This window comes from Nocardiopsis alba, from assembly GCF_000710955.1.
GTDB lineage: Bacteria > Actinomycetota > Actinomycetes > Streptosporangiales > Streptosporangiaceae > Nocardiopsis > Nocardiopsis alba.
Window position 1 is genome coordinate 80,629 of sequence record NZ_BAZE01000017.1, and the last position, 10,529, is coordinate 91,157.

Genomic DNA, 10,529 nt, shown 5'->3' on the forward strand with positions numbered 1-10,529 from the left:
GTCCGAAGGGGCACGGCCCCCTCTCACGTTCCGGGTGGGACCGTTGGGGTTTCGGGACCTGCCGGCGGTGACGCCCGGGGCGCCCGGGGCGTACACTGTGGTGATTCCGAACCGCCCCACATCCTGGAGCAGCGACCGTGCCCAAGTCCCGCAACGATCGCAAGAAGAAGGCCGTCTACACGCCGCCTCCTTCCAAAGAGCAGCCGAAGGTCAGCCCACGCTGGCTGGTGCCGACGATGCTGGGCTTCTTCATCCTGGGCATCCTCTGGATCGGCGTGTACTACCTCGCCGGCGCCTCGGTCCCGTACATGCAGGACTGGCACAACTGGAACCTGCTGATCGGCTTCAGTGGCATCATCATCGCCGTCATTCTGTCGACGCGCTGGCACTGACCCCGGTCCTCCCGTGGGCGTGATGTCCCCCGTTCACCCCCGGGCCCGATAACGGCGCCGACGCCCCACTCGGCCGTTCGAGCCGCCTTGATCAGGTTTTCCACAGAGTTATCCACAGGTTGTGGGTAGCTCTACTCTGCGTGTCGCACCATGCCCGCCATGGATGTGGACGAAAGGCCCCCGGAACGTTCTCCGAGGGCCTTTCGCGTTTCCGGACGTCAGCCGTAGATCAGGATCCACAGTCTCGGGGCCAGAACGACCAGGGTGAACAGGAGAACACCGAAGGCCGCCAGGAGGAGCGTGTGCACCAGGGTGCGCCGTCCCTCCTTGACCGAACTCGACGGCAGATAGGCCAGGACCGCCCCGATCAGCAGCCCTCCGACCAGACCACCGATATGGGCGGTCCAGGAGATCCCCGGGACCAGGAAGGTGATACCGAGGTTGAGCGCCAGCAGGACCAGGAGCATCCGGATGTCCAACCGCAGACGCCGACCGATCACGAACACCGCGCCGAAGAGGGCGAAGATCGCGCCGGAGGCGCCCACGGACGGCTGGTTCGGCGTGGCGATCAGGCTCAGCACCGAACCGGACAGGGCGCCCAGGACCCACAGGGCCAGGAAACGCCCGTGCCCCAACCAACGTTCCAACTGCGGACCGAGGGCGTACATCGCGTAGCCGTTGAACAGCAGGTGGAGGACGCCCCCGTGCAGGAAGGCCGCGGTGATGAGCCGGTACCACTCGCCGTGCCACACGACGCCCTGGCCCCACATGCTGAAGTGCTGGACCAGAGGTGTGCTCAGGGCCTGGCCGAGCGGGACGGAGGTGCCCAGCTGGAGGACGAAGCCCACCACCATCATGACCAGGATCGACCAGGTCACGTAGGGCTTGTCGACGACCTTGCCCCCGAAGGTGGTCCGCGCCGACCGCACCCTGCGGTTCCCCTCGGCCACACAGGCCGGGCACTGGAAGCCGACGGCCGCCTCGACCATGCAGTCGGGGCAGATCGGCCTCCCGCACCGCGTGCAGCCGACCCCGGTCTCTCGGTCGGTGTGCCGGTAGCAGGTACGCGGCGTTCCCTGGCCGGACGAGGCCCCGGGGGAAGGGGGAGGTGCGGTCATGGTCGGCTGGTCACTCCTCTGGGTCTGACCTCGATACCCGTGTTATCGGGTGATCTCGATGCTGTTGATCACGACGTCCTCGTTCGGACGGTCCTGAGCGCCGGTCTCGACCTTGCTGATGGCGGTCACGACGTCGGCGCCCTCGACGACCTCACCGAAGATGGTGTGGCGGCCGTTGAGCCAGTGCGGCTCGGTGACGGTGATGAAGAACTGGGAGCCGTTGGTGCCCGGACCGGCGTTGGCCATAGCCAGCAGGAACGGACGGTCGAAGCGCAGGCTCGGGTCGATCTCGTCCTTGAACTGGTAGCCGGGGCCGCCGCGGCCATTGCCCAGCGGGTCGCCGCCCTGGATCATGAACCCGTCGATGACCCGGTGGAAGATCGTGCCCTCGTAAAGGCTGTTGTTCGACGGCTTGCCCGTCGTGGGGTCCATCCACTGCTTGGAACCGTCGGCCAGGCCGATGAAGTTGGCGACCGTCTCCGGCGCCTGCTCCTCGAACAGCTTGACGACGATGGTTCCCTTGGAGGTGTTCAGCCGCGCGGTGGGCTGACCCGTGGAGTCCGACACCTCAGTGCCTTTCGCTCGAGTGAGATTACGTGCTCACGTTACCCGGCCCACCGGCGCGCTTCACCGGAAGCCCGACGACCGTGGACGGTGTCGAAACGTAGATCACAGACGCAGAGGACGTATGTTGAGATAACACCCGGATAACAGGGAAGGACGACCGGCGGCACCATTCAGGCGGCCGGAACGTGTCGGCCGCCGGGTGAAGTGACCGTACGAACCGGTGAGAACGATCGAAGGAGCTGACGACGTGCCTATCACTGCCAAGCGTCGCAAGGCACGCAAGGACGCCGAGGACGCCCTCGCCCGCCTACAGGAACTGGCCCGGGAACAGGCCGACCGACTCGGCCCCTACGCCGATCAGGCACGGGACCAGGCGGCCGTGAAGCTCCTCCAGGCCCGCGGCTGGACCGCACCCCGCCTGGAGACCGCCGCTCAGCGCGTCGAGGACACCGTCGCCCCTCGGGTGGCCGGTCTGCTGACCGTCGCCGCCCAGCGGATCGACCCGAAGCCGGGCCGCCGTAGTCTGCGCGGACTCCGCGCCGGTGGCCGGAGGATCCCCCGAGGTCTCGTGATCGGCGGCGCCGCCCTGGTCGGCGGCGTGCTCGTGTACTCGCTCATCCGCCTGCGTCAGGCCTCCCAGGACGCCGAGTGGCAGGAGCACCTGGACCAGGCCCGTGAGCAGGTCCGTGAGACCCGCGAGAACCTGGAGGAGAAGGCGGCCGACGTCGCGGAGGACGCGGCCGACAAGGCCGAGGAGACCAAGGCCAAGGCCAAGGAGAAGATCCGATCCTCCTCCAACGGCAGGTCCGGCGAGTAAGAGCGCGAACCCGACCCTCGTGTCCGGGCCGCGGGGAGAACCCGGGGTCCGGACACGAGGGTCAGTCGTCGTCGCCCTTGATGAGCCGATAGGTGAAGGGGTAGCGCCAGCCGTTCCCCATGATGTTGGTCGCGGCGGCGATGACCGGAAGGACGAGCCCTCCGAGCGCCACGGCCACCAGGATCAGGATCGGCAGGACCAGGATGGACAGCACCGCGCTGACCGCCATGGCGATGATCCAGAAGAGCTGGAAGTTCAGGGCCTCCAACGCGTGCTTGCGCATGAAGGGCGTGCTGTCCGAACTGATCAACAGGATCAGGAGCGGACCGAGCAGGGGGAAGAAGTACGCGGACGCGTGACTCAGGCCCGAGCCGACCTTCTCCAGGGGGTTGTCCGTCCTCATCCCTCGAAGGTCGGCGGCGGGACGCCGTCGGCCTCCCTTGGAGCCGAAGCCCTCGCCCCCGGGTCGCCCCGGGGCCCCGCCCTCCGTGAAGGGCCGGACCCCGAGGTCCTCCGTGAGCGGAGCCAGATCCGAGGCGACCTTGGCGCGCATGGCCCGGTCGAGCCGTTCGTCGAACTCGTCCTCCTCCAATTGGCCCTTCGAATAGGCCTCTCGGAGGACCTCGGCCACGGCGTCCCGATCCTGGTGGGTGAGCCGGACCTGTGGTCGCGGACCGTCGGGACTCCACGGACGTGGCCGAGGGTCCCGCGAACTCTGCTCTGTCATCCCCACTCCCGAAAGCCGCGTGGGGCTCGACCGTACGAGAATGTCGCGCCCTCCTCCATGATGCTGCATGGAGCCGAGTGCGTACATGAGGGACGTCCCTGATCCTCCCCTGATCCGCCCCTCCTTCGAAAGGAGGAGGCGGCATCGACCTTCGGCCCGTAGGGCCGGGTCGATCCGTCCCAGGTCGGAACGTTCCCCTTCGAAACCCGCGCCCGGCCGTCCCCACGGCCTCACGCGAACATCCCCGTCACGATCGACGTCGAGGCTCCCCTCCTCGACGTCCCGGGTCAGTGCCCGGCGACGACGACCGGAGCGTTGCGCACCGGCTCCTCCTGGGACCTCTCCTCCTCGTAACGCTTCTCGGCACTGGTCAGGAGGTCGTACCAGCTGGTGACGTCCTTGCGCCTACGCAGCAGAGCACGACGCTCACGTTCGGTCATACCGCCCCATACGCCGAATTCGATCCGACTGTCCAGGGCCTCCGCCAGGCACTGGGTCCGGACCGGGCATCCTCGGCAGATGAGCTTGGCGCGGTTCTGCGCGGCTCCCTGCACGAACAGTGCGTCGGGGTCGATCTCGCGGCATTTGGCACGAGCCGCCATCTTCTCATTCCACATGTTGCCCCACTCCCAAGATCAGCATGTGTGGTGATCGGAACCCGCCGACCGGCTGTCGGCGGACGAGGGACCAACGGGCCGCCACGAGGACGATGCACGAAGCCGAACGGGGGCCGCTCGGCTCGTCTTCGGGGGTCGTTCGTTTCGGCGCGCTGTGTTCCTCGTTGTCGTTGGTGTCGAAACTACGGATCGTCCCAGTTCACCAACAGGCCCCAAGAGGCCTATTTCTCATATGGCCCAGTAGGACCATTGCCTCCTCAGGAAGTGTCATCATACACACACGGAGAGTCACTGGATATGGTAGGAGCGCACCAAGTGAAGAGAAACCGGAAACTCTCGCGAACCAGACGCACAACCCCTGAATGACCTGCGCTTTCAGGAACACCGATGACCCGGACCGCCTGTCCGGACAGGCCTGGTCGAACCGGACGGCCCTCCCGTGAACCCACCCGATCGGGCTATGCGACCCTCCTCCACGGCCACCTAGAGCAACCCCCTCCCCCACCTTTTCCCACCCCCTCTCCACCCCCCCTGGAACTACTGTTTAGTAACCACGACAAATAGTCCACAGAAGACGGGAAGAGTCCTATTCAGCCGACGGAAGGACCCGTTCCCGGGTTTTAAGCGGACCTTTATGTAAGGCCGCTTCACCACATCCGTTCATCACTCGGCCCGGACTCCACCGCAGCCGGGGAAAGGCCTCTGAGAGCTCCCGAGAGCGCCGCTCCGACCTCGGGAGACAGGAGGCCGCCCATGGGGGCACCCGAAGCCGTACACGCGCTTTCTCGGATCGGAGCGTGCCGACCGCCCCGCCCCTATGCGGAAGGGGCCTCGTCCACCAGTTCGAGGAAGGCGCGTGCGGCGGGGCCCGGATTGAAATCGCTCCAGGACAGATATTCGGCACGGGAGGGCCCGTCGACCACGGGAAGGACGACGAGCCCGCGCTCACGAGGGGCGTAACGGGACGCCAGAAGCGTGACGGCGAGGTTCTGACGGACCAGATCGACGATGAGGTCGGCGGACATCGACTCGAAGGCCACATCGCGCCGCACACCCGCGCCGTCGAAGGCCAGATCGCTCTGGGCCCTCCCCGGAGTCCCCGCGGTGAAGTCGGCGAAGGTCTCCCCCTCCAGATCCGTCAACCTCAGCTCGGCACGCTCGGCCAGGGGGTGCTCCGCGGCCAGAACGGCGACGAGGTGGTCGGATCCCAGATGACGCCAGGCGACCCCGCGCGGTTCGAGGGACTCGGGAAGCCCGAGGAAGGCCACGTCGACGTCCCCTCGAACGATCTCCTCCACCAGCGCGTCGCTACCGCCCATCCGCAGGGTGACCCGGACCTCCGGATGCGCCCGGTGGAACAGGCCGAGGACGGCGGGCACGTCGACGGCGGTGACCGTCGGTATGACCCCCACGTTCAACCGACCCCTCACCCGCCCCACCGCCTCCGAGGCGTCGGCGACCGCGCGCTCGGCCGCCTCCAGGGCGGCCCTCGCCTCCGGCAGGAAGGCCTCCCCCGCCGCGGTGAGCTCCACCCTCCTGCTGGTCCGGGCGAACAGGTCGAAGCCCAACTCCCGCTCCAGCGTCTTGATCCGGTGGCTCAGCGCCGACTGGACCACGAAACACCGCGCCGCGGCCCGGGTGAAGTTGGCCTCCTCGGCCACGGCGATGACATAGCGAAGTTGTTGCAGCTCCATAGATCGATCTTGATATGAGATCGATGCGATGACAAGCATGTGTTGGACTCATCGATACCTCCGACCGCACGATGAGTGCGTGATGACGACTCCCGAAGCCCCCGAAACGGGCGTCGGGGGCAGAGTCGGCCTGACCGCGCTGACCGCCCTCGCCCCGGCCGTGTGGGGCACGACCTACATCGTGACGACCGAGTTCCTCCCCCTCGGCCACCCGCTGTTCGCGGCCCTCATGCGGGCACTGCCCGCGGGCCTCCTGGCCCTGGCGATCGTTCGAAGACCCCCGCGCGGAGACTGGTGGTGGAAGGCCGCGGTCCTGGGCACCCTCAACATCGGCGCCTTCTTCCCCCTGCTGTTCCTGACCGCCGAGCGTCTCCCCGGGGGCGTGGCGGCCACCCTGGGCGCCACCCAGCCGATCATCGTGGCCTTCCTCGTCGTCGCGCTCCTGAACGAACGGTGGTCGGCCTGGCGGGTCGTTTGGGGCGTCGTCGGCCTGGCCGGTATCGGAATGGTGGTCCTGGGCCCCGAGGCGACCCTCGACCCCGTCGGTGTCCTCGCCGGTCTCACGGGGGCCGCCTCCATGGGCACGGGCGTCGTCCTGACCAAACGCTGGGGACGCCCCGAAGGCGTCGACGACCTCACCCTGGCGGGGTGGCAGCTCACCGCCGGAGGCCTCGTGCTCCTCGTCCCCACCCTGCTCATCGAAGGCGTCCCCGTCCATGTCGACGCCCCGGCCCTCGCCGGCTACCTGTGGCTCGGACTCATCGGTGGGCTCATGGCCTACACCCTGTGGTTCGGGGGGATCCGCCGTCTGCCGGTGACCGCCACCGCCCTGCTCGGTCTGCTCTCACCCCTCGTGGCCGCCGCTCTCGGAGCACTCCTCCTGGACGAGAGCCTCACCCTTCTCCAGATCGCCGGGTTCGTCCTGGCCCTGGCCGCGATGCTCGCCGGCCAGATCACCCCTCGTACCACTCGACGAAAGGCCCCCACCTCATGAGGATCTCCGTCTTCGGAGCCACCGGCATGGCCGGAACCGCGATCGTGGAGGAGGCCCTGGATCGGGGCCACACGGTCACCGGCGTCTCCCGGATCACCTCCGGCGACCTCGCCATCGCCGTCGTCGACGAGATCGAGATCCCCGGCGGGGAACGACACATCACGGTCGTCCGTACCGGATGACCGAGGGCCGGCGATCAGGTGATCGCCGGCCCTCGGGAACGAGGTGACGGGGATCCCGAATCGGAGATCCCCGTCACGTACGCTCGAAGCAGTCTTCTTCTGTGGTGGAGCCAAGGGGAGTCGAACCCCTGACCTCCGGTATGCAAAACCGGCGCTCTGCCAGCTGAGCTATGGCCCCGTTTCTCGGATCCGGGTCCAGGCCCGGTCACCATGCAGAGCATACCCGCATCGGAGGGTGGTCCGGCACACTGGACAGGGGGCCGGACACAGCACAAAGCCGTGGGTCGCACCACGGGTTCGTCGGCCCACCCACGTCTTCGTGTCACTCGCGGACCCTGGGCGACACACCGGGTGTGCGCCGTCGACCCGCCTTGGAAACCCACCGGCCCCCTGTCGGGCGGCCAGTCGGGTCCGCGATCAGCTCTCGCTGGCCGCGGTGGCTTCCGTCCACAGGTCGAGCTCGGCGCGGTCCGCCTGGATCTTGCGGTAGACGGCGAAAGCCCCGAGGGCCACCAGCGCCAGAACGATGATCTTCTTCACTGTCCGGACCCTTTCTCTGTTGAAAACCGGTCGTACACACGGGCACCCGTCACCGCGACGGGGCACCGAGGGCAACTTTATGAGGTTGTCACCTAGCAGACTAGCAAGTCGTGGCGGGCGTTCCCTGCCATGGTGGACCGATTCGCCCCGGCTTTCCCACGAAGACCCCTCCTTCACCGGCCACGTCCCCTCCCGGACAGCGGTTTCAGGCCTTCCAAGGGCAGGTCGAACCCTCAGGTGAGCAGCGCCATACGACGCAGGATCCCCACCGTCACCTCGGGGGAGGCCGCGCTCCGGCACAACCCCTCCCAGACCCTCCGGCAGGCGCGGACCCCCTCCTCCGACTCCACGACCGTCCCCCCATGAGGGGCCTCCACGTAGGCGAGGTCCGCCTCGTCCTCCTCGAACTCCATGATGGAGAAGGGTCCGGCCGAACCGGTGTGAGGACCCGCCGATGTCGGCACGATCCGTACCGTGACGCGCTCGGAACCGGACGCGAGTTCGACGATCCGCCGGGTCTGCGCACGGAACACGGAGCGATCCCCGTGGACCCGCTGAAGCGCGTCCTCCTCGACGACAGCGTCATAGACCACCGAGGAGCTCGACTCCAGGATCTCCTGACGCTTGAGGTGCGCGGCGACCATCCTCTCCACTCCGCGGTCGTCGTGCCCCAGGGCCCGGGCCACCACGGCCGTGTAGTCGGGCACCTGGAGCAGGTCGGGGACGAGGATCCCCCCGTAGGTCCACAGGGCCACGGCACCGGCCTCGTTCCCCACGTAGGCGGAGGACAGGACGTCCTCGTACTCGGTCCACCAGGGCCGCAGGCGGGATTCGCGCACCAGGGTCAGGACGGCCTCCCTTTGGCCCCCTGTGACCCCGTACAACCTCAGCAGGGCGGAGATCTCCATAACGGAGGGCCACTTACGGATGCCCGTCTCTATATGGCCCAGTTTGGCCGGGGACCATTCGAGTTCCTCGGCCACGTCGTTGAGGGTCAGGCCGGCCTGCACACGGCGGCGGCGGAGTTCGGCGGACAGGCGCCGTCGGCGGACCGTGGGACTGGTCATAACACTGATCCAATGGCCGAGTGTCGGGGGGGGTGTCCCACCAGAAAAACACGCTCTCTAGGATCTAGCAATGCGTCTCTAGAAAACAGCGGTCGTTTCGTTCGCGAAGAAGGAGGAACTTCGACACATAGCGCCGGAATTACTCCTCTTGTTACGATGTGTGAAGGAAGTGACGTACAGAGGAGTCACATGGCCCGCTCACGGGCTCATTCGTCCTTCTCGACTTCTCGGACATCACCCGGAACGACCATCCCGGGATACTCCGTGGGGCACGTACGATGCTTGAGGTGCCCGTTTCGGCGGGCGTACCCGCACACGTGAGGAAATCCATGAGCTACCCGCTTGACGACGCCGAGCAGCTGATCGCTAACGCGGAGGCCGACATGCCGCCGAGCACCCGCTCACGGCTGATCGCGAAACTCCGCATGGGTAAGCACATCGACGACGCGGCCGAGGAACTCGGTATCAACCCGAAACAGGTGTTCGCGACCGCCCGTATCCTCACCGCCTTCGGCGACCAGTTGGACGCCACCCTCACCGAGCAGAGGGACCCCTCCCTGCCGCACGGGACCGTGACCGGGTACAACAAGCGCTGCCGTTGCCCCGAATGCCGAGGAGCCCTCCAGCAGCGCGTCTGAACACACGAAACGGCCGGCCTCTTCCGGCCACCGTCTCCACCTGCGACGATAGCGAGTTCACCCGGACTTCGCCGAGCGATCAGAGCCATCGAGGCTTAGCGCTCGCGAGTTTGGGGAGACCGCTCAACATGAACGAGCACGTGGACTGGTCGACGATGAGCGAAGAGGATTTCGTTGCGCTGCTGCGGCAGCTCATCGACGCTCCGGAGGTCGACGACGACCAGTAGCGCCTCTCGAGCGCGGGTCGTCCGGAGACTCTTCCCAGGACGGACGGGCGAGGAAGCCCCGCCCGTCCCTCGATGATGCGCCGAACACGGACCGCCCTTTCCCTGAACCGCCCCCCGGACACCCCGGCCCCTCTCCCCTCATGCCCTCCTCCTGGAGGAGCCGGCGCCCGGCGAGGGTCCACCCTCATCGAGACGTTCTCCGGCCGGGCGGCCCCGGTGTTCTCGGTGCCGTCGCCTCACTCCTCCGCGGTCCGCCCCTGCTCCCCCCGAGTCGTGACGACCTTCCCCGCGGTGCGGTACGGACCCCTCCTGAGACTCGAAGCCCGGAGAACCCGCGCCCCTCCACCCCCGCTCCCGTTTTCGGGCACAAAAAAAGGGGGGCACCCCAAGGCACCCCCCAACACACAAAAAAGAAAGGGACACCCCCACAACAGGGGCGCCCCTTCCTCCAAGAAAAACCGTGGCAGCGACCTACTCTCCCACCCCACCACAGGGCAGTACCATCAGCGCAAAGAGACTTAACGACCGGGTTCGGAATGAGACCGGGTGTGACCCTCCAGCAATAACCACCACGGAAACCAACCCCCACACCCCAGACCACCCACCAGGCAACCAGGACACGGGAAAAATCCGTGAAAAATGTGCGCGAACATCCAATTATCTGCAGCGGACAAGCCCTCGGCCTATTAGTACCGGTCAGCTCCACCCCTCACAAGGCTTCCACACCCGGCCTATCAACCCCGTCGTCTACAGGGAGCCTTACCCTCTCAAGGAGGCAGGAGACCTCATCTCGAAGCAGGCTTCCCGCTTAGATGCTTTCAGCGGTTATCCCTCCCGAACGTAGCCAACCAGCCATGCCCTTGGCAGGACAACTGGCACACCAGAGGTTCGTCCGTCCCGGTCCTCTCGTACTAGGGACAGCCCTTCTCAAGTCTCCAACGCGCACAGC

At 66.9% G+C, this 10,529-nt stretch carries 12 protein-coding genes, 1 tRNA gene and 2 rRNA genes; 5 read left to right on the forward strand and 10 right to left on the reverse strand.

The window, feature by feature from the left end:
• Window positions 1–137: 137 nt before the first annotated feature.
• Window positions 138–392 carry a cell division protein CrgA gene (locus TR33_RS24540; RefSeq protein WP_014909918.1) on the forward strand — a complete coding sequence of 85 codons (255 nt, stop codon included), beginning with the start codon at window positions 138–140 and terminating at the stop codon, window positions 390–392.
• A 218-nt stretch (window positions 393–610) separates the two neighbouring features.
• Here TR33_RS24540 and TR33_RS24545 read toward each other — a convergent pair whose 3' ends face one another.
• Window positions 611–1,510, reverse strand: coding sequence for a rhomboid family intramembrane serine protease (locus TR33_RS24545; protein ID WP_193789628.1), 900 nt, complete (start codon window positions 1,508–1,510; stop codon window positions 611–613).
• 42 nt (window positions 1,511–1,552) lie between these two features.
• Window positions 1,553–2,077: a peptidylprolyl isomerase gene (locus TR33_RS24550; RefSeq protein WP_017536129.1), complete on the reverse strand. Its 525-nt coding sequence runs from the start codon at window positions 2,075–2,077 to the stop codon at window positions 1,553–1,555.
• A gap of 247 nt (window positions 2,078–2,324) precedes the next feature.
• Between TR33_RS24550 and TR33_RS24555 the strand changes: the two genes are divergently transcribed.
• On the forward strand, window positions 2,325–2,894 hold the full coding sequence (locus TR33_RS24555) for a hypothetical protein (RefSeq protein WP_017536192.1): 570 nt from the start codon (window positions 2,325–2,327) through the stop codon (window positions 2,892–2,894).
• 61 nt (window positions 2,895–2,955) lie between these two features.
• On the opposite strand, the gene TR33_RS24560 is transcribed toward TR33_RS24555, so the two are convergent.
• The 3 genes from TR33_RS24560 to TR33_RS24570 all read right to left on the reverse strand — a co-directional run bounded on the left by TR33_RS24560 (window position 2,956) and on the right by TR33_RS24570 (window position 5,932).
• Window positions 2,956–3,621 carry a DUF1707 and DUF4870 domain-containing protein gene (locus TR33_RS24560; RefSeq protein WP_026125292.1) on the reverse strand — a complete coding sequence of 222 codons (666 nt, stop codon included), beginning with the start codon at window positions 3,619–3,621 and terminating at the stop codon, window positions 2,956–2,958.
• A 287-nt stretch (window positions 3,622–3,908) separates the two neighbouring features.
• Window positions 3,909–4,238, reverse strand: coding sequence for a WhiB family transcriptional regulator (locus TR33_RS24565; protein ID WP_014912558.1), 330 nt, complete (start codon window positions 4,236–4,238; stop codon window positions 3,909–3,911).
• An 815-nt stretch (window positions 4,239–5,053) separates the two neighbouring features.
• Complete coding sequence (locus TR33_RS24570; RefSeq protein ID WP_017536127.1) at window positions 5,054–5,932, reverse strand: LysR family transcriptional regulator; 879 nt, start codon at window positions 5,930–5,932, stop codon at window positions 5,054–5,056.
• 82 nt (window positions 5,933–6,014) lie between these two features.
• On the opposite strand from TR33_RS24570, the gene TR33_RS24575 reads away from it, so the two are divergent.
• Entirely contained in the window at window positions 6,015–6,926 is a 912-nt protein-coding gene (locus TR33_RS24575; RefSeq protein ID WP_042285773.1) for an EamA family transporter, read from the forward strand.
• On the forward strand, window positions 6,923–7,108 hold the full coding sequence (locus TR33_RS24580; protein ID WP_017536125.1) for an NAD-dependent epimerase/dehydratase family protein: 186 nt from the start codon (window positions 6,923–6,925) through the stop codon (window positions 7,106–7,108). The genes TR33_RS24575 and TR33_RS24580 overlap by 4 nt, the downstream gene beginning before the upstream one ends.
• Window positions 7,109–7,210: 102 nt before the next feature.
• Here the strand turns inward: TR33_RS24580 and TR33_RS24585 are convergent.
• The 3 genes from TR33_RS24585 to TR33_RS24590 all read right to left on the reverse strand — a co-directional run bounded on the left by TR33_RS24585 (window position 7,211) and on the right by TR33_RS24590 (window position 8,715).
• Window positions 7,211–7,286: transfer RNA gene (locus TR33_RS24585), tRNA-Ala, on the reverse strand.
• Window positions 7,287–7,525: 239 nt separating this feature from the next.
• Window positions 7,526–7,648 carry a DLW-39 family protein gene (locus tag TR33_RS27335; protein ID WP_014912962.1) on the reverse strand — a complete coding sequence of 41 codons (123 nt, stop codon included), beginning with the start codon at window positions 7,646–7,648 and terminating at the stop codon, window positions 7,526–7,528.
• A 233-nt stretch (window positions 7,649–7,881) separates the two neighbouring features.
• Complete coding sequence (locus TR33_RS24590; protein WP_017536124.1) at window positions 7,882–8,715, reverse strand: helix-turn-helix domain-containing protein; 834 nt, start codon at window positions 8,713–8,715, stop codon at window positions 7,882–7,884.
• Window positions 8,716–9,044: 329 nt separating this feature from the next.
• On the opposite strand from TR33_RS24590, the gene TR33_RS24595 reads away from it, so the two are divergent.
• Complete coding sequence (locus TR33_RS24595) at window positions 9,045–9,353, forward strand: hypothetical protein (RefSeq protein WP_017536123.1); 309 nt, start codon at window positions 9,045–9,047, stop codon at window positions 9,351–9,353.
• Window positions 9,354–10,038: 685 nt separating this feature from the next.
• Here the strand turns inward: TR33_RS24595 and rrf are convergent.
• Window positions 10,039–10,154, reverse strand: a 5S ribosomal RNA gene (gene rrf / locus TR33_RS24600).
• 92 nt (window positions 10,155–10,246) lie between these two features.
• A 23S ribosomal RNA gene (locus tag TR33_RS24605) occupies window positions 10,247–10,529 on the reverse strand; the annotation flags it as partial.

What these genes read in the sequence shown, in the direction of transcription:
- TR33_RS24545 (WP_193789628.1), bottom strand. Translation starts at nt 1,510, where the DNA reads ATGACCGCACCTCCCCCTTCCCCCGGGGCCTCGTCCGGCCAGGGAACG.
- TR33_RS24560 (WP_026125292.1), bottom strand. Translation starts at nt 3,621, where the DNA reads ATGACAGAGCAGAGTTCGCGGGACCCTCGGCCACGTCCGTGGAGTCCC.
- TR33_RS24565 (WP_014912558.1), bottom strand. Translation starts at nt 4,238, where the DNA reads ATGTGGAATGAGAAGATGGCGGCTCGTGCCAAATGCCGCGAGATCGAC.
- TR33_RS24570 (WP_017536127.1), bottom strand. Translation starts at nt 5,932, where the DNA reads ATGGAGCTGCAACAACTTCGCTATGTCATCGCCGTGGCCGAGGAGGCC.
- TR33_RS24575 (WP_042285773.1), top strand. Translation starts at nt 6,015, where the DNA reads ATGACGACTCCCGAAGCCCCCGAAACGGGCGTCGGGGGCAGAGTCGGC.
- TR33_RS24580 (WP_017536125.1), top strand. Translation starts at nt 6,923, where the DNA reads ATGAGGATCTCCGTCTTCGGAGCCACCGGCATGGCCGGAACCGCGATC.
- TR33_RS24590 (WP_017536124.1), bottom strand. Translation starts at nt 8,715, where the DNA reads ATGACCAGTCCCACGGTCCGCCGACGGCGCCTGTCCGCCGAACTCCGC.
- TR33_RS24595 (WP_017536123.1), top strand. Translation starts at nt 9,045, where the DNA reads ATGAGCTACCCGCTTGACGACGCCGAGCAGCTGATCGCTAACGCGGAG.